The 17786-nt window shown below is 53.0% G+C and carries 21 protein-coding genes; 20 read left to right on the top strand and 1 reads right to left on the bottom strand.

Going from position 1 to position 17786, the window contains the following annotated elements; genetic code table 11:
* Nucleotides 1-220: 220 nt before the first annotated feature.
* On the top strand, nt 221-1168 hold the full coding sequence (gene rluC, locus WB237_RS08185; RefSeq protein ID WP_336212161.1) for a 23S rRNA pseudouridine(955/2504/2580) synthase RluC: 948 nt from the start codon (nt 221-223) through the stop codon (nt 1166-1168).
* Between the two features lie 52 nt (nt 1169-1220).
* Here rluC and WB237_RS08180 read toward each other — a convergent pair whose 3' ends face one another.
* Nucleotides 1221-1805 carry a Maf family protein gene (locus tag WB237_RS08180; RefSeq protein ID WP_336212159.1) on the bottom strand — a complete coding sequence of 195 codons (585 nt, stop codon included), beginning with the start codon at nt 1803-1805 and terminating at the stop codon, nt 1221-1223.
* Between the two features lie 140 nt (nt 1806-1945).
* On the opposite strand from WB237_RS08180, the gene yceD reads away from it, so the two are divergent.
* From yceD to nagZ, 19 genes are all read left to right on the top strand, one after another.
* The gene (gene yceD, locus WB237_RS08175; protein WP_014883375.1) at nt 1946-2467 is read left to right on the top strand and encodes a 23S rRNA accumulation protein YceD; all 522 of its coding nucleotides are present in this window, start codon (nt 1946-1948) and stop codon (nt 2465-2467) included.
* Between the two features lie 16 nt (nt 2468-2483).
* A complete protein-coding gene (rpmF, locus tag WB237_RS08170) occupies nt 2484-2657 on the top strand; it encodes a 50S ribosomal protein L32 (protein WP_003857964.1) in 174 nt (57 codons plus the stop codon).
* 80 nt (nt 2658-2737) lie between these two features.
* On the top strand, nt 2738-3772 hold the full coding sequence (gene plsX, locus WB237_RS08165) for a phosphate acyltransferase PlsX (RefSeq protein ID WP_028019051.1): 1035 nt from the start codon (nt 2738-2740) through the stop codon (nt 3770-3772).
* A gap of 6 nt (nt 3773-3778) precedes the next feature.
* Entirely contained in the window at nt 3779-4732 is a 954-nt protein-coding gene (locus WB237_RS08160) for a beta-ketoacyl-ACP synthase III (RefSeq protein ID WP_028019050.1), read from the top strand.
* Nucleotides 4733-4747: 15 nt separating this feature from the next.
* Nucleotides 4748-5677, top strand: coding sequence for an ACP S-malonyltransferase (gene fabD, locus WB237_RS08155; protein ID WP_028019049.1), 930 nt, complete (start codon nt 4748-4750; stop codon nt 5675-5677).
* A gap of 12 nt (nt 5678-5689) precedes the next feature.
* Nucleotides 5690-6424, top strand: a complete 735-nt coding sequence (fabG, locus tag WB237_RS08150; protein WP_237992290.1) for a 3-oxoacyl-ACP reductase FabG — start codon at nt 5690-5692, stop codon at nt 6422-6424.
* A 154-nt stretch (nt 6425-6578) separates the two neighbouring features.
* Complete coding sequence (gene acpP, locus WB237_RS08145) at nt 6579-6815, top strand: acyl carrier protein (RefSeq protein ID WP_003857954.1); 237 nt, start codon at nt 6579-6581, stop codon at nt 6813-6815.
* Between the two features lie 89 nt (nt 6816-6904).
* Nucleotides 6905-8146 (top strand): beta-ketoacyl-ACP synthase II, encoded by a 1242-nt coding sequence (gene fabF / locus WB237_RS08140; protein WP_336212154.1) that lies wholly within the window; start codon nt 6905-6907, stop codon nt 8144-8146.
* A 118-nt stretch (nt 8147-8264) separates the two neighbouring features.
* Nucleotides 8265-9080, top strand: coding sequence for an aminodeoxychorismate lyase (gene pabC, locus WB237_RS08135; protein ID WP_336212152.1), 816 nt, complete (start codon nt 8265-8267; stop codon nt 9078-9080).
* Complete coding sequence (gene yceG / locus WB237_RS08130) at nt 9077-10099, top strand: cell division protein YceG (protein WP_336212149.1); 1023 nt, start codon at nt 9077-9079, stop codon at nt 10097-10099. Before pabC ends, yceG begins: the two co-directional genes overlap by 4 nt.
* Nucleotides 10089-10730, top strand: a complete 642-nt coding sequence (gene tmk, locus WB237_RS08125; protein ID WP_336212147.1) for a dTMP kinase — start codon at nt 10089-10091, stop codon at nt 10728-10730. The genes yceG and tmk overlap by 11 nt, the downstream gene beginning before the upstream one ends.
* Nucleotides 10727-11731: a DNA polymerase III subunit delta' gene (holB, locus tag WB237_RS08120; protein ID WP_336212146.1), complete on the top strand. Its 1005-nt coding sequence runs from the start codon at nt 10727-10729 to the stop codon at nt 11729-11731. The genes tmk and holB overlap by 4 nt, the downstream gene beginning before the upstream one ends.
* 10 nt (nt 11732-11741) lie before the next feature.
* Nucleotides 11742-12536, top strand: a complete 795-nt coding sequence (locus tag WB237_RS08115; protein WP_114978206.1) for a metal-dependent hydrolase — start codon at nt 11742-11744, stop codon at nt 12534-12536.
* A 297-nt stretch (nt 12537-12833) separates the two neighbouring features.
* On the top strand, nt 12834-14267 hold the full coding sequence (gene ptsG, locus WB237_RS08110; RefSeq protein WP_108090213.1) for a PTS glucose transporter subunit IIBC: 1434 nt from the start codon (nt 12834-12836) through the stop codon (nt 14265-14267).
* 258 nt (nt 14268-14525) lie between these two features.
* Nucleotides 14526-14885, top strand: a complete 360-nt coding sequence (gene hinT / locus WB237_RS08105) for a purine nucleoside phosphoramidase (RefSeq protein WP_114978204.1) — start codon at nt 14526-14528, stop codon at nt 14883-14885.
* A gap of 1 nt (nt 14886) precedes the next feature.
* The gene (locus WB237_RS08100) at nt 14887-15261 is read left to right on the top strand and encodes a YcfL family protein (RefSeq protein ID WP_336212142.1); all 375 of its coding nucleotides are present in this window, start codon (nt 14887-14889) and stop codon (nt 15259-15261) included.
* Nucleotides 15262-15271: 10 nt separating this feature from the next.
* The gene (gene lpoB / locus WB237_RS08095; RefSeq protein ID WP_028019038.1) at nt 15272-15919 is read left to right on the top strand and encodes a penicillin-binding protein activator LpoB; all 648 of its coding nucleotides are present in this window, start codon (nt 15272-15274) and stop codon (nt 15917-15919) included.
* Nucleotides 15900-16724, top strand: coding sequence for a thiamine kinase (gene thiK, locus WB237_RS08090; protein ID WP_336213531.1), 825 nt, complete (start codon nt 15900-15902; stop codon nt 16722-16724). Before lpoB ends, thiK begins: the two co-directional genes overlap by 20 nt.
* 11 nt (nt 16725-16735) lie before the next feature.
* Nucleotides 16736-17761, top strand: coding sequence for a beta-N-acetylhexosaminidase (gene nagZ / locus WB237_RS08085; RefSeq protein ID WP_336212140.1), 1026 nt, complete (start codon nt 16736-16738; stop codon nt 17759-17761).
* Nucleotides 17762-17786: the final 25 nt, after the last annotated feature.

The raw sequence follows: 17786 nt of genomic DNA, 5'->3' as shown, positions 1-17786 counted from the left end.
ACGGAAAACGGATTCATTATTCCACTGCTCGCCGGGTTATAGCAAGATGACTTTTACCAATTATCACCCGGTTACTCACAGTTTCTTCACTTCTGAATGGTGATTGGTTTAATAACCACCAAATCGGTTGCGTGAAACGGGGGACAGGCCGGATAAAAGTAAATATAAGCATAGAAAAATGAGTGGCGCTAATGGCTGACGATATTTAGAATCGCCAACCATGAAAACAGAGACTCCAGCCGTAAAAATGGTCGCCATCGCCGAAGATGAAGCGGGGCAACGTATCGACAACTTTTTGCGCACTCAACTGAAAGGTGTGCCAAAGAGTATGATCTACCGTATCTTGCGTAAGGGTGAGGTGCGGGTTAATAAAAAGCGCGTGAAACCTGAGTATAAGCTCGAAGCTGGCGATGAAGTGCGTATTCCGCCAGTGCGCGTTGCAGAACGTGAAGAAGAGGTCGTTTCACCTAAGTTGCAAAAAGTCGCGGCCCTGAGCGATGTGATCCTTTATGAGGATGACTACATTCTGGTGCTAAATAAACCATCAGGTACAGCTGTTCATGGTGGTAGCGGTCTGAGCTTCGGCGTGATTGAGGGTTTGCGAGCCCTGCGCCCGGAGGCGCGTTTCCTCGAACTGGTGCACCGTCTTGACCGTGACACGTCCGGCGTACTGCTGGTGGCGAAAAAACGCTCTGCACTGCGTTCTTTACATGAGCAATTGCGTGAAAAAGGGATGCAGAAAGATTATCTGGCGCTGGTTCGCGGTCAGTGGCAGTCCCATGTGAAAGTGGTGCAGGCGCCATTGCTGAAGAACATTCTGCAAAGCGGCGAGCGTATTGTCCGCGTGAGCCAGGAAGGGAAACCGTCAGAGACGCGTTTCAAAGTTGAAGAGCGCTATGAGTTTGCCACACTGGTGCGCTGCAGTCCGGTGACCGGTCGTACCCACCAGATCCGCGTGCATACACAGTTTGCAGGCCATCCTATCGCGTTTGATGATCGCTATGGCGATCGGGAGTTCGATAAGCAGCTGGCGGGCACGGGGCTGTCTCGTCTGTTCCTGCATGCGGCAGCGCTGAAGTTTACCCATCCAAATACGGGTGAAACCATCCGTATTGAAGCACCGCTGGATGAGCAGCTGAAACGCTGTCTGAAGGCTCTGCGCGGCTGATTTTGCCTGGTGCCCTCTCTCTGTGAGGGGGCTCCAGGACGCAACGGTTTTATCACGACGTCAGCGGATTACACGCTTCTCGCCTTAACATCTGACACAAGGCTATCAGCGGTAACCCAACCAGCGTGTTCGGGTCTCGACCTTCGAGTTTGTTGAACAGCGCAATCCCCAATCCTTCACTTTTAAAGCTCCCCGCACAGTTCAACGGTCGCTCACGACGCACATAATCCACAATCTCTTGCTCGCTGAGATGGCGGAAGTGCACATCGAAAGGCTCGCACTCCGTTTGCAGATGGCCAGAGGCCGAGTTGTACAGCGCCAGGCCAGTATAAAAGGTGACGATATTGCCGCGTGCGCTCAGCAACTGTTGGATGGCATTCTCTTCGGTATGGGGTTTCCCGGTGATAACGCCATCAAGCACGCAAACCTGATCGGAGCCTATAATCAAATGCGAAGGATAATGTGCGGCGAGTGATTGTGCTTTCTCCTTAGCAAGACGCGTCACCAGATGACGCGGTGATTCGCCCGGCTGTGGCGTCTCATCAACGTCTGGTGCAGCACATTCAAACGGGATCCCGAGCTTTTCCAGCAGCATTCGGCGGTAGGGAGAAGTGGAAGCAAGTACGAGATTTGGCATATTTTTATCACCAGATATAGCGTATCGATGCCAGCCATTTTAAACTACAGGCCGCAATGTGTGCGAATAATTGGCAAAAGGCAGCCCAGGTTGCCTTTTTCTTTGACTATATGACGTTACAAAGTTAATATGCGCGCCCTATGCAAAAGGTAAAATTACCCCTGACTCTTGATCCGGTTCGTACGGCTCAAAAACGCCTAGATTACGAAGGTATCTATACTTCCGATCAGGCCGAGCGTATTGCCGAATCCGTAGTCAGTGTGGACAGTGATGTAGAATGCTCCATGTCGTTCGCTATCGATAACCAGCGTCTCGCCGTTTTAACCGGTGATGCAAAGGTAACGGTAACGCTCGAGTGTCAGCGTTGCGGGAAACCGTTTGTACAGCATGTTCACACAACGTATTGTTTCAGTCCGGTTCGTTCTGACGAACAGGCTGAAGCACTCCCGGAAGCGTATGAGCCGATTGAGGTTAACGAATTCGGTGAAATCGATCTTCTGGCTCTGGTTGAAGATGAAATCATCCTCACCTTGCCAGTGGTTCCGGTGCATGATTCTGAACACTGTGAAGTGTCCGAGGCGGACATGGTCTTTGGGGAACTGCCTGATGAAGCGCAAAAACCAAACCCATTTGCCGTATTAGCCAGCTTAAAGCGTAAGTAATTGAGGAGTAAGGTCCATGGCCGTACAACAGAATAAACCAACCCGTTCCAAACGTGGCATGCGTCGTTCCCATGACGCGCTGACTGCAGTTACCAGCCTGTCTGTAGACAAGACTTCTGGTGAGAAACACCTGCGTCACCACATCACCGCTGACGGTTTCTACCGCGGCCGCAAGGTTATCACTAAGTAATCACGCGTCAGCGTGATTAGGCTTAGTGAGGATTTCCCCGTGCAAACGGGGAATTTACCGAACCAGGCTGCGACGATACCTTGACACGTCTAACCCTGGCGTTAGATGTCATGGGGGGAGATTTTGGCCCTTCTGTGACAGTGCCTGCAGCATTGCAGGCACTGAATTCTAATTCGCAACTCACACTTCTTTTAGTCGGCAATCCCGACACAATCACGCCATTACTTGCAAAAGCTGACTTTGAACAACGTTCGCGTCTGCAGATTATTCCTGCGCAGTCAGTTATTGCCAGTGATGCCCGACCCTCGCAGGCGATTCGCAATAGCCGTGGTAGCTCAATGCGGATGGCGCTTGAGCTGGTGAAAGAAGGGCGAGCGCAGGCTTGCGTCAGTGCGGGAAATACCGGTGCGCTGATGGGGCTGTCGAAATTGTTGCTCAAGCCTATTGAGGGTATTGAGCGCCCGGCGCTGGTGACGGTATTACCGCATCAACAGAAGGGCAAGACAGTGGTGCTCGATTTGGGCGCGAATGTCGACTGTGATAGTACAATGCTGGCTCAGTTTGCCGTGATGGGTTCGGTGCTGGCAGAAGAAGTGGTCGGGATCAACAATCCCCGTGTTGCGTTACTGAACATTGGTGAAGAAGAGACCAAAGGCCTGGACAGCATTCGCGAAGCTGCAGAATTGCTCAAACAGGTTCCTTCCATCAACTATATTGGTTATCTCGAAGCCAATGAGTTGCTGACGGGTAAAACGGATGTTCTGGTGTGCGATGGCTTCACCGGAAACGTAACGTTAAAAACCATGGAAGGGGTCGTGCGCATGTTTCTTTCTCTGCTGAAATCTCAGGGAGAAGGCAAAAAAAGCGCCTGGTGGTTGATTTTATTGAAGCGTTGGTTACAAAAAAGCCTGACGCGGCGATTCAGTCACCTCAACCCCGACCAGTATAATGGCGCCTGTCTGTTAGGATTGCGCGGCATCGTGATTAAGAGTCATGGCGCCGCCAATCAGCGAGCATTTGCTGTCGCGATTGAACAGGCAGTGCAGGCGGTGCAGCGACAAGTCCCTCAGCGGATTGCCGCTCGCCTGGAATCTGTATTAGCTAAAAGTGACTGAGCGTACATGTATACGAAGATTTTAGGTACCGGCAGCTACCTGCCAAAACAAGTGCGTACCAACGCCGATCTGGAAAAAATGGTAGATACGTCTGACGAGTGGATTGTCACGCGCACAGGTATCCGTGAACGTCGTATCGCCGCGCCAGACGAAACCGTGTCCACCATGGGTTACGAAGCCGCACAGCGTGCTATCGAAATGGCGGGCATCGATAAAGAAGAGATTGGCCTGATCGTGGTCGCCACGACGTCAGCCACGCATGCTTTCCCAAGCGCGGCGTGCCAGGTGCAAAACATGCTCGGCATTAAGGGCTGTCCGGCGTTTGACGTCGCTGCTGCGTGTGCAGGTTTCACCTATGCGCTGAGCGTTGCCGATCAGTATGTAAAATCCGGTGCCGTGAAATATGCGCTGGTCATTGGCGCTGACGTGCTGGCGCGTACCTGCGATCCAACCGATCGCGGTACGATCATTATTTTTGGTGATGGTGCGGGTGCGGTACTGCTGGGCCAGTCCGAAGAGCCGGGCATCATCTCCACGCATCTGCATGCCGATGGAAGCTACGGTGAATTGCTGACGCTGCCTAACGCCGATCGCGTTAACCCGGATAACTCCATTTACCTGACAATGGCGGGTAATGAAGTCTTCAAAGTAGCGGTGACTGAGCTTGCGCACATTGTCGACGAGACGCTGGAAGCCAATAACCTTGAACGCACCGCACTCGACTGGCTAGTGCCGCATCAGGCGAACCTGCGAATCATCAGCGCGACCGCTAAAAAGCTGGGCATGTCGATGGATAACGTTGTGGTGACGCTGGATCGTCACGGCAACACCTCTGCGGCATCGGTACCGTGCGCATTTGATGAAGCGGTACGTGATGGACGAATTAAACGGGGCCAACTGGTCTTGCTTGAAGCCTTCGGTGGTGGGTTCACCTGGGGTTCCGCGCTGGTTCGTTTCTAGGATAAGGAATAAAAAATGACGCAATTTGCTTTTGTGTTCCCGGGCCAGGGATCTCAAACCGTTGGGATGTTGTCTGAAATGGCAGCAAACTATCCGGTAATTGAAGAGACTTTCCGTGAAGCTTCAGATGCACTGGGTTATGATCTGTGGGCACTGACTCAACAGGGGCCGGCTGAAGAACTGAACAAAACCTGGCAGACTCAGCCAGCGCTGCTGACTGCATCCGTTGCGCTGTGGCGTGTCTGGCAGCAGCAGGGCGGTAAAGCGCCAGCGCTGCTCGCGGGTCACAGCCTCGGTGAATACTCTGCGCTGGTGTGTGCCGGTGTGATCGCGTTTGCTGATGCGGTACGTCTGGTGGAACTGCGCGGTAAATTCATGCAGGAAGCCGTACCAGAAGGCACGGGCGGCATGTCTGCCATCATCGGCCTTGATGATGCCGCCATTGCGAAAGCCTGTGAAGAATCAGCCGAAGGTCAGGTCGTTTCTCCGGTTAACTTCAACTCGCCGGGCCAGGTGGTTATCGCCGGTCATAAAGAAGCGGTTGAACGTGCGGGTGCTGCCTGTAAAGCCGCGGGCGCGAAGCGTGCTCTGCCACTGCCAGTGAGCGTGCCGTCACACTGTGCGCTGATGAAGCCTGCTGCCGACAAACTGGCGGTTGAGCTGAAAAAAATTACGTTTAACGCACCGACAATTTCCGTTGTGAATAACGTCGATGTGAAATGCGAAACAGCGCCGGACGCTATCCGTGACGCGTTGATTCGCCAGCTCTACAGCCCGGTACAGTGGACCAAAACCGTTGAGTTTATGGCGTCACAGGGCGTTGAGCATCTGTATGAAGTCGGTCCAGGTAAAGTCCTCACCGGTCTGACAAAACGTATTGTTGACACCCTGACAGCTTCGGCGATTAACGAGCCAGAAGCGATGTCAGCGGCACTCTCGCAATAAAAGAGGAATACCATGAGTTTTGAAGGAAAAATCGCCCTGGTGACGGGTGCAAGCCGCGGTATCGGGCGTGCAATTGCTGAAACACTGGCTGCGCGCGGCGCGAAAGTGATTGGTACAGCAACCAGCGAGAATGGCGCTCAGGCCATCAGCGAATATCTGGGTGCAAACGGTAAAGGTCTGGTACTGAATGTGACTGAACCTGCATCCATCGAATCTGTTCTGGAAAATATTCGCGCAGAGTTCGGCGAAGTGGATATTCTGGTAAACAATGCCGGGATCACTCGTGATAACCTGTTAATGCGAATGAAAGACGACGAGTGGAACGATATTATCGAAACCAACCTGTCATCTGTATTCCGTCTGTCAAAAGCGGTAATGCGCGCTATGATGAAAAAGCGTCATGGTCGTATTATCACTGTCGGTTCTGTGGTTGGTACCATGGGAAATGCTGGTCAGGCTAACTACGCTGCGGCGAAAGCAGGTCTGATTGGTTTCAGTAAGTCGCTGGCGCGTGAAGTCGCGTCTCGCGGTATTACTGTGAACGTTGTTGCTCCGGGCTTTATTGAAACGGACATGACGCGTGCGCTGACTGAAGAACAGCGTGCGGGTACACTGGCAGCAGTTCCTGCAGGTCGCTTAGGTGACCCTAAAGAAATTGCCAGTGCGGTTGCATTTTTAGCCTCTGACGAAGCGGGTTACATCACTGGTGAGACCCTCCACGTCAATGGCGGGATGTACATGGTTTAATCACGATGAAAAATATTTGCGTTATTGTAGGGATTGGCCTCAAAATAACGTAAAATCGTGGTAAGAACTGCCGGGATTTAGTTGCAAATTTTTCAACATTTTATACACTACGAAAACCATCGCGAAAGCGAGTTTTGATAGGAAATTTAAGAGTATGAGCACTATCGAAGAACGCGTTAAGAAAATTATCGGCGAACAGCTGGGCGTTAAGCAGGAAGAAGTTGTGAACTCCGCTTCCTTCGTTGAAGACCTGGGCGCAGATTCTCTTGACACCGTTGAGCTGGTAATGGCTCTGGAAGAAGAGTTTGATACTGAGATTCCGGACGAAGAAGCTGAGAAAATCACCACCGTTCAGGCTGCCATTGATTACATCAACGGTCACCAGGCGTAAGTGAACATCTCCAGGCGGTCATTCGACCGCCTGAGTTTTATCTTTTTTGTCCCACGAATCCCTTTTTTATCCCTCCCTGGAGGACAAACGTGTCTAAGCGTCGTGTAGTTGTGACCGGACTTGGCATGTTGTCTCCTGTCGGCAATACCGTAGAGTCCACCTGGAAAGCTCTCCTTGCCGGTCAGAGCGGCATCAGCCTAATCGACCATTTCGATACTAGCGCCTATGCAACGAAATTTGCTGGCTTAGTAAAGGATTTTAACTGTGAAGAGATCATCTCGCGTAAAGAACAGCGCAAGATGGATGCCTTCATTCAATATGGAATTGTCGCTGGCGTTCAGGCCATGCAGGATTCTGGACTTGAAATTACGGAAGAGAACGCAACCCGTATCGGTGCCGCTATTGGCTCCGGAATTGGCGGTCTTGGCCTGATCGAGGAAAACCATACATCTCTGATGAATGGCGGCCCGCGTAAAATCAGTCCGTTCTTTGTTCCGTCCACGATTGTTAACATGGTGGCGGGTCACCTGACCATCATGTTTGGCCTGCGTGGGCCAAGCATTTCTATCGCGACCGCATGTACGTCCGGCGTGCATAACATCGGCCAGGCCGCGCGTATCATTGCGTACGGCGATGCAGATGCTATGGTTGCGGGTGGTGCTGAAAAAGCCAGTACCCCGCTGGGTGTTGGTGGTTTCGGTGCCGCGCGTGCGCTGTCTACCCGCAACGATAACCCTCAGGCGGCAAGCCGTCCGTGGGATAAAGACCGTGATGGTTTCGTACTGGGTGATGGTGCGGGTATGCTCGTGCTGGAAGAGTACGAACATGCTAAAAAACGCGGTGCGAAAATTTATGCTGAAGTCGTTGGCTTTGGTATGAGTAGCGATGCTTACCACATGACGTCGCCTCCAGAGAACGGTGCAGGTGCTGCGCTGGCCATGGAGAACGCGATTCGTGACGCGGGTATTACCCCAGCACAAATCGGCTACGTTAACGCGCACGGCACTTCTACGCCAGCAGGCGATAAAGCGGAAGCTCAGGCTGTTAAGTCTATCTTCGGCGAGTCTGCCAGCCGCGTACTCGTGAGCTCCACGAAATCCATGACCGGCCACCTGTTGGGCGCGGCGGGTGCAGTAGAATCTATCTACTCCATTCTTGCCCTGCGCGATCAGGCTGTTCCGCCAACCATCAACCTGGATAACCCGGATAAAGGTTGTGATCTGGACTTCGTTCCTCACGAAGCGCGCCAGGTCAGTGGCATGGAGTACACCCTGTGTAACTCCTTCGGCTTCGGTGGTACGAATGGTTCACTGATCTTTAAAAAGGTCTGAGCCAGGCTGCCTGATGGCGATAAAAAGGTCCGCTTGTCGGACCTTTTTTATTCGGTTTTATCCCCTTGTCCGATGTTATTCACCTTGCCAGACTGTACGACCACGCATAAGGACCAGTATGTTTCTAATCAATGGCCTTGAGCAGGACACGCTGCCTGCAAGCGACAGGGCGACTCAGTTTGGTGACGGCTGCTTCACCACGGCGCGTATTCGTCATGGCGATGTCTGTTTACTTGCAGAACATATCCGACGATTGCAGGGTGCCTGTGAAAAACTGCTGATCCCTTTCAAGGACTGGGACACACTTGCCGGCGAGATGGCTCAACGGGCAAAAGGGCATTCCAGCGGCGTACTGAAAGTGATCATCAGCCGTGGCAGTGGTGGCCGGGGCTACAGTGGCGCGAACTGCCAGCATCCGGTGCGGATCCTCTCCGTTTCTGCATATCCTTCACATTATGAACGTTGGCGTCAGGACGGTATCACGCTTGAATTAAGCCCAATACGTCTTGGGCGAAACCCAGCGCTTGCCGGAATAAAACACCTTAACCGTCTTGAGCAGGTCTTGATCCGTGCTCATCTTGAGCAGTCAGACGCAGACGAGGCACTGGTCCTTGACAGCGAAGGGTTCATTACTGAATGCTGTGCGGCTAATTTATTCTGGCGGCAGGACAGCGATGTCTTTACGCCGAAGCTTGATCAGGCTGGCGTAAATGGCATCATGCGCCAGTTTTGTCTACAGCAACTGGCACACTCTGGATTTCGCGTTGTCGAAGTTAACGCAACTGAGAATGCGCTGATAACAGCAGAAGAGGTCGTTGTCTGTAATGCGTTAATGCCAGTTGTACCTGTTCGCGCCTGCGGCCAACATCGCTGGTCATCGCGCGAGCTGTATCATTTTTTAGCCCCGTTATGTGAGCAAACCAGAACGTCATGAAGAAAATGTTGCGCTTTATCCTGCTCCTGGTTGTTGTGCTGGCGATTGCTGGCGGAGTCGGAGTGTGGAAGGTTCGTCAGATGGCGGACAGCAAGCTTCTGATCAAAGAAGAGACAATATTTACCCTTAAAGCAGGAACCGGACGTCTGGCGCTGGGAGAACAGCTTTACGGCGATAAAATCATTAACCGTCCGCGTGTCTTCCAGTGGCTATTGCGTATCGAACCTGAGCTGTCACATTTCAAAGCCGGTACCTATCGTTTTACACCTGACATGACCGTCAGAGACATGTTGCAACTGTTGGAAAGCGGTAAAGAGGCTCAATTCCCGCTGCGTTTTGTGGAAGGGATGCGCCTGAGCGATTATCTCAAACAGCTGCGTGATGCGCCGTATATCAAACATACCCTGAAAGATGATCGCTACCAGACAGTTGCTGAAGTGTTGAAATTCGAACACCCGGAATGGGTTGAAGGCTGGTTTTGGCCTGATACCTGGATGTACGCGGCGGGCACCACCGATGTGGCGATTTTGAAGCGGGCACATAAAAAAATGGTCGCCGCAGTGGATTCCGCCTGGGAAGGGCGAATGGAAGGGCTGCCATATAAAGATCAAAACCAGTTTGTCACGATGGCCTCAATCATAGAGAAAGAGACGGCCGTCGCGGCCGAGCGCGATCAGGTTGCATCGGTGTTTATCAACCGTCTGCGCATCGGTATGCGTCTGCAAACCGACCCTACTGTCATCTACGGTATGGGCGAGAGTTATGCGGGTAAGATCTCGAGAAAAGATCTTGAGACGCCAACGGCGTATAATACCTACGTGATTAGCGGGTTACCGCCAGGCCCGATTGCCACACCAAGTGAAGCTTCTCTGCGTGCGGCTGCACATCCGGCTAAGACACCGTATCTCTATTTTGTGGCTGATGGAAAAGGGGGACATACCTTTAACACCAACCTTGCCAGCCATAATCGCTCTGTTCAGGACTATCTGAAGGCACTTAAGGAAAAAAATGCGCAGTAAATATATTGTCATTGAGGGACTCGAAGGGGCGGGTAAAACCACTGCTCGCAACGTGGTGGTTGATACACTCAACGCGCTCGGCGTTGCGGACATGGTCTTTACCCGCGAGCCGGGCGGTACGCAACTGGCTGAGAAGTTGCGTAGCCTGGTGCTGGATATTAAATCCGTTGGCGACGAAGTTATCACTGACAAAGCTGAAGTTTTGATGTTTTACGCCGCGCGCGTACAGCTGGTTGAGACGGTAATCAAACCCGCGCTGGCCGCTGGCAAGTGGGTAATCGGCGACCGTCACGATCTGTCTACTCAAGCGTATCAGGGCGGTGGGCGTGGTATTGACCAGACGATGCTGGCCACGCTGCGTAATGCCGTGCTCGGTGATTTTCGTCCCGATTTGACGCTCTATCTGGATGTGACCCCGGAAGTGGGTCTGAAACGTGCCCGTGCGCGCGGTGAACTAGACCGTATTGAGCAGGAATCTCTCGATTTCTTTAACCGCACTCGTGCGCGTTATCTGGAGCTGGCAGCGCAGGATAGTTCTATTCGCACTATTGATGCGACCCAATCGCTGGAAGAGGTTACCCGCTCTATTCAGCAAACTGTGTCGCAGTGGCTTCGGGAGCAACAGGCATGAAATGGTATCCATGGTTGCGCCCACACTTTGAACAGCTGATCAACAGCTATCAGGCGGGTCGGGGGCATCATGCGTTACTGATTCAGGCGTTACCAGGGATGGGAGATGATGCGTTGATTTATGCCATCACCCGTTTTCTGATGTGCCAGCAACCGGAAGGGCACAAGAGTTGTGGTAAATGCCGTGGCTGTCAGCTGATGCAGGCGGGCACGCATCCTGACTACTATACGCTTGAACCTGAGAAGGGCAAAAACACGCTGGGTATTGATGCCGTGCGTGAAGTCAGTGAAAAATTGTACGAACATGCGCGACTGGGCGGCGCAAAAGTGGTCTGGCTTAAAGACGCCACACTGCTTACTGAGGCGGCCGCGAACGCACTGTTGAAAACCCTGGAAGAGCCGCCGGAAAAAACGTGGTTCTTCCTCTCTTGCCGTGACCCGGGACGATTACTGGCGACGCTGCGCAGTCGTTGTCGGCTTCACCACCTTGCAGTGCCTCAGGAATCGTGGGCGTTAAGCTGGCTGGAGCGAGAGGTGACAACGTCACAAAATAGTGCGCTGGCCGCATTGCGTCTGAGCAGCGGTGCACCTGCTGCGGCGTTGGCACTGTTGCAACCTGATGTCTGGTCACAGCGAGAGACGCTCTGTAAGGCCGTTGACTCTTCACTCAACAGCCATGACTGGCTAAGTTTACTGCCTGCACTGAATAGCGATCAGGCCGTTGAACGTTTGCACTGGTTGGCTTCCTTACTTCTGGATGCACTCAAGATCCAGCAAGGCGCAACACTACTGACCAACCTGGATGTGTGGCCGCTGGTGAACACACTGGCAAACCGCCTCTCAGGTAGGGTTCTGCACGCTATCCTTCATGAGGTTTGCCAGAACCGTGAACAGCTTTTGACAGTCACTGGTCTTAATCGCGAGCTGTTACTGACCGACCAGTTACTGCGTATCGAACATTACCTGCAACCAGGCATCACACCGCCTGTTTCCCATCTCTGAGAGAGACATTATGTTTTTAGTCGACTCACACTGCCATCTTGATGGCCTGGATTATCAATCTCTGCATAAAAACGTGGATGACGTGCTGGCGAAAGCTGCCGCCCGCGATGTGAAATTCTGTCTGGCTGTCGCAACCACGTTGCCGGGCTATCGCACCATGCGCGAGCTGGTGGGCGTTCGCGATAACGTCGTATTTTCCTGTGGCGTACATCCGTTGAATCAGGATGAAGCATACGACGTAGAGGACTTACGTCGCCTGGCGGCGGAAGAGGGTGTTGTCGCGATGGGTGAGACAGGGCTGGACTATTTCTACACACCTGAAACTAAATCTCGCCAGCAGGAGTCCTTCCGTCATCATATCCGCATTGGCCGCGAACTTAACAAGCCGGTCATTGTTCATACCCGCGATGCGCGTGCGGATACGCTGGCGATCCTCCGGGAAGAAAACGTGACGGATTGTGGTGGCGTACTACACTGTTTCACAGAAGACAGAGAAACGGCGGGTAAACTGCTTGATTTGGGGTTTTATATTTCGTTTTCTGGGATCGTGACGTTTCGTAATGCAGAGCAGCTCCGAGATGCTGCGCGTTATGTTCCGCTCGATCGCATTCTGGTGGAAACAGACTCTCCTTATCTGGCACCGGTACCGCATCGCGGTAAAGAGAACCAGCCAGCCATGACGAGAGATGTAGCTGAGTACATGGCCGTGCTAAAAGGTGTCAGTATTGAAGAACTGGCCCGCGTCACGACCGAAAACTTCTCTACGCTGTTTCATATCGACCCCGCCCGCCTGCAATCTGTTTGATACACCTGTTTTTTTTAGGCTCGTAATTAATAAATAAAACGAGTAAAGTTCACCGCCTCATTTGGGGCGGTGAGGGTGTTTTTAGACACATCCGGACATGCTTTTTGTAAATAACTGAAAGTTTTTCGACCGCCTTAAGCTGAAACGTGATAGCCGTCAAACAAACCCAGAGGGAATTATTTTACTCTGTGTAATAAATAAAGGGCGCTTAGATGTCCCGTCCACGGCACGGTACTCCCCCCGGGCCAATGCGTGAAAGCGTAAAAAAAGCACAAATACTCAGGAGCACTCTCAATTATGTTTAAGAATGCATTTGCTAACCTGCAAAAGGTCGGTAAATCGCTGATGCTGCCAGTATCCGTACTGCCTATCGCAGGTATCCTGCTGGGTGTCGGTTCTGCAAACTTCAGCTGGCTGCCAGCCGTAGTATCCCACGTGATGGCCGAAGCAGGCGGTTCTGTCTTTGCTAACATGCCTCTGATCTTCGCGATCGGTGTGGCTCTGGGCTTCACTAATAACGACGGCGTTTCTGCGCTGGCAGCAGTTGTTGCCTACGGCATCATGGTGAAAACCATGGCTGTGGTTGCACCGCTGGTTCTGCACTTACCTGCAGAAGAGATCGCTGCGAAACACCTGGCAGATACCGGTGTTCTGGGCGGTATCATCTCCGGTGCGATTGCGGCCTATATGTTTAACCGCTTCTATCGCATCAAGCTGCCTGAGTATCTGGGCTTCTTCGCGGGCAAGCGTTTCGTTCCGATCATCTCTGGTCTGGCAGCGATTTTCACTGGCGTGATCTTGTCCTTCATCTGGCCACCAATTGGTTCCGCGATTCAGGCATTCTCTCAGTGGGCAGCCTACCAGAACCCAGTTGTTGCGTTCGGTATCTACGGCTTCGTTGAGCGCTGCCTGGTACCATTCGGTCTGCACCACATCTGGAACGTACCTTTCCAGATGCAGATTGGTGAATACACCAACGCGGCAGGCCAGGTATTCCACGGTGATATCCCACGCTACATGGCGGGTGACCCAACTGCAGGTAAACTGTCAGGTGGCTTCCTGTTCAAAATGTACGGTCTGCCAGCTGCGGCGATTGCTATCTGGCACTCTGCTAAACCAGAGAACCGTGCAAAAGTGGGCGGTATCATGATCTCCGCAGCGTTGACCTCGTTCCTGACCGGTATCACCGAGCCGATCGAGTTCTCCTTCATGTTCGTTGCGCCGATCCTGTACGTTATCCACGCGATTCTGGCGGGTCTGGCGTTCCCAATCTGTATCCTGCTGGGTATGCGTGACGGTACGTCCTTCTCTCACGGCCTGATCGACTTCATCGTACTGTCCGGTAACAGCAGCAAACTGTGGCTGTTCCCAATCGTTGGTGCGTGCTATGCCGTTGTTTACTACACCATCTTCCGTGTGCTGATCAAAGCACTGGACCTGAAAACTCCAGGTCGTGAAGATGCAACAGAAGACAGCAAAGCAGGTGCAACCAGCGAAATGGCTCCGGCACTGGTTGCCGCGTTCGGCGGTAAAGAGAACATCACTAACCTGGACGCGTGCATCACTCGTCTGCGTGTGAGCGTTGCCGACGTTGCGAAAGTAGACCAGCCTGGCCTGAAAAAACTGGGTGCAGCAGGTGTGGTTGTGGCTGGTTCTGGTGTTCAGGCAATCTTCGGTACTAAATCCGATAACCTGAAAACCGAAATGGATGAGTACATCCGCGGCCACTAAGTTGTGACCAGGGGAGACTAAGGCAGCCGAATGGCTGCCTTTTTTATTGGTGCGGGTTTTATGTCTTAAAAAACGTCACTAAGGCGCGCGAGCGGTCACTCTTCATACAGCAGAAGAACATTCGGGAAAGAAATCGGGGGAGAAGGTTGAAAGGACAGGAGAAACTCGCTCATACTCTTGCGTTATGTCACACGATCGTTGAGAGAGTGTGTTAACAGCGGACGCACCACGTCAGATTAAACAAAAAAGGAAAAGGTCATGGCTGAAGAAACGATTTTCAGTAAAATTATCCGTCGCGAAATTCCTTCGGATATCGTCTATCAGGATGAACTGGTGACGGCTTTCCGGGACATTTCCCCTCAGGCACCGACTCATATCCTCATCATTCCTAATATTCTGATTCCAACTGTAAACGACGTAAAAGCCGAGCACGAAGTGGCATTAGGTCGTATGCTGACGGTGGCCGCGAAAATTGCTGAACAGGAAGGGATTGCTGAAGACGGCTACCGTCTGATCATGAACTGTAATCGTCATGGTGGCCAGGAAGTTTATCATATTCACATGCATCTGCTGGGCGGACGTCCTCTGGGGCCGATGCTGGCACATAAAGGTCTTTGACATGCTTAAAGGGCGTATTGCAGCGCTGATACTGATGGTGATGATTGCGGGGTGCAGCTCGCGTCCGGCGATCCCCGTGAGTGATGAACAGACACTGGTGATGGAATCCTCTGTGCTTGCTGCGGGCATCACAGCGCAACAACCTGCGTTGACTATCAGTGAAATCAACTCTTCTGCTTCCTCTGCGCTCTTTAATGAAAGACATGAACCCGTGACGGTTCATTACCGTTTTTTCTGGTATGACGTAAGAGGTCTTGAAATGCACCCGCTGGAGGCGCCACGTAGCGTCACCATTCCGGCAAGGTCGTCGGTAACGCTCTATGGCAGCGCCAACTATCTGGGTGCACATAAGGTGAGACTTTATCTTTATCTGTAAGGGGTGAACCTTGATTAAAAATATGAGCCGTTATGCGCTCGTGACAGCTTTTGCTTTATTCCTCGCAGGGTGTGTGACCCGTACTGAGCAGCCTGCGCCTGTGGAAGAAGCTAAACCCGGTACTGAGCAGCCGACACAACCCACGCAGCCGGAGCCAACCGTGCCGTCGGTTCCGTCAATTCCGTCGCAGCCGGGCCCGATTGAACATCCGGACCAGACATCACAACCAGCGCCACGCGTGCGTCATTATGACTGGAACGGTGCGATGCAGCCGATGGTCGGTAAAATGTTGCAGGCTCAAGGCGTGACGGCAGGTAGCGTGTTGCTGGTTGATAGCGTGAACAACCGCACCAACGGTTCACTGAACGCGGGTGAAGCGACAGAGACGCTGCGCAATGCTCTGGCTAACAACGGTAAGTTTACGCTGGTCTCGGCTCAGCAGCTCGCGGTCGCTAAACAGCAACTGGGCCTGTCACCACAGGATAGTCTCGGTACCCGTAGCAAGGCGATCGGTATTGCCCGTAACGTAGGTGCGCAGTACGTGTTGTACTCTAACGCCACCGGTAATGTGAATACGCCAGCTCTGCAGATGCAATTGATGCTGGTTCAGACAGGTGAAATTATCTGGTCAGGTAAAGGTGCCGTTACGCAACAGTGAATTTACGCGTGAAGAGATCCTGACGCGTTATTTTCCCCAGTATCGCCTTATCGCGCCGCAGGCCCATTCCGGGCTTGGCGGCGCGAGTTGCATTATAGAGCATGGCGAACAACGGCTGGTGCTGCGGCAGAATCATGATCCTTTCGCTCCAGCTTCCCATTTTCGTCGCCAGTTTCGCGCCCTGAAGCGTCTTCCGTCGGATCTTGTGCCTGAACCCTGTTTTTTCCGGCAGGGCTGGATGGCTGTTGCGTATCTGGCGGGTGAGATCAAAAGCGAGCTCCCGGACACCCCTGTGCTTGCGGCTATGTTGTATCATTTGCATCAGCAGCCGCGTCTGGGGTGGCGAATCGCGCTGCTCCCGTTGCTTGAGCACTACTGGCAGCAATCCCTGCCAGACAGACGTACCCCAATGTGGCTTGCACATCTCAAACGACTGCGTAAAGCGGGTGAGCCACAGCCGATTCGGCTCTCACCGTTGCACATGGATGTTCATGTCGGAAACGTTGTTCATACGTCAGTGGGGGCCAGGCTTATCGACTGGGAATATGCCGGAGACGGCGATATAGCGCTTGAACTGGCGGCAGTCTGGACAGAGAGTGAAGCCGCGCGGCAAAACCTCATCAGAGACTACGCCAGGGTGGCACATCTTGATGAAGGAGCGCTGGCGCGTCAGGTCAGGCGGTGGCGGCCATGGGTCGTGATGCTGATGGCTGGTTGGTTTGAAATGCGCTTTCAGCAGTCCAGAGACAAACAATTTATTGCGCTGGCAGACGATGCCTGGCGTCAGTTACAAACTAAAGGATAAGAGAGGTTGGTGTGGGTCCAGTCATGTTGGATGTAGAAGGGTTTGAACTGGATGCGGAGGAGCGTGAGATTCTGGCGCATCCGCTGGTGGGTGGCCTGATCCTGTTTACCCGCAACTATCACGATCCGGCACAGCTGCGTGAACTGGTGCGTCAGATCCGCGACGCATCGCGTAACCATCTGGTGGTGGCCGTCGATCAGGAAGGTGGACGCGTACAGCGTTTTCGTGAAGGTTTTACCCGCCTGCCAGCAGCCCAGTCTTTTGCTGCGCTGTTGGGCACGGATGAGGGGGGGAAACTGGCGCAGGAAGCTGGCTGGCTGATGGCCAGTGAAATGACTGCCATGGATATCGACATTAGTTTTGCTCCGGTTCTGGACGTGGGACATATCAGCGCTGCCATTGGTGAACGCTCATATCATGAAGATCCGCGTATTGCGCTGGCGATGGCGACCCGGTTTATCGACGGCATGCATGATGCAGGAATGAAAACCACCGGGAAACACTTCCCGGGCCACGGTGCAGTGACCGCGGACTCGCACAAAGAAACCCCACGCGATCCGCGCCCGGAAGCGGAAATTCGTGCCAAAGATATGTCGGTGTTCCGCTCGCTTATCACCGATAACAAGCTGGACGCCATTATGCCCGCGCACGTGATTTACAGCGACGTCGACCCACGTCCTGCCAGCGGCTCTCCGCATTGGCTGAAAACTGTTCTGCGACAGGAGTTGGGTTTCAATGGCGTGATTTTCTCAGACGACTTGTCGATGGAAGGGGCCGCGATTATGGGCAGCTATGCGGAACGCGGTCAGGCGTCGCTGGATGCAGGTTGCGATATGATCCTGGTCTGCAATAATCGTAAAGGTGCAGTTAGCGTGCTGGATAACCTGTCGCCGATCAATGCAGAGCGTGTTACACAATTGTATCATAAAGGTTCATTTAGCCGTCAGGAGTTGATGGATTCGGCGCGCTGGAAGGCGGTCAACGCCCGGCTTGAAGACCTGAATGAGCGCTGGCAGGCACATAAAGCCAGTCTGTAAACCCTCCCGGAAGGCGTAGCGTGGT

The organism is Enterobacter sp. P82 (genome assembly GCF_037053385.1).
In the GTDB taxonomy this organism is placed as follows: domain Bacteria; phylum Pseudomonadota; class Gammaproteobacteria; order Enterobacterales; family Enterobacteriaceae; genus Enterobacter.
This window is presented reverse-complemented; position numbering and strand designations above follow the sequence as displayed.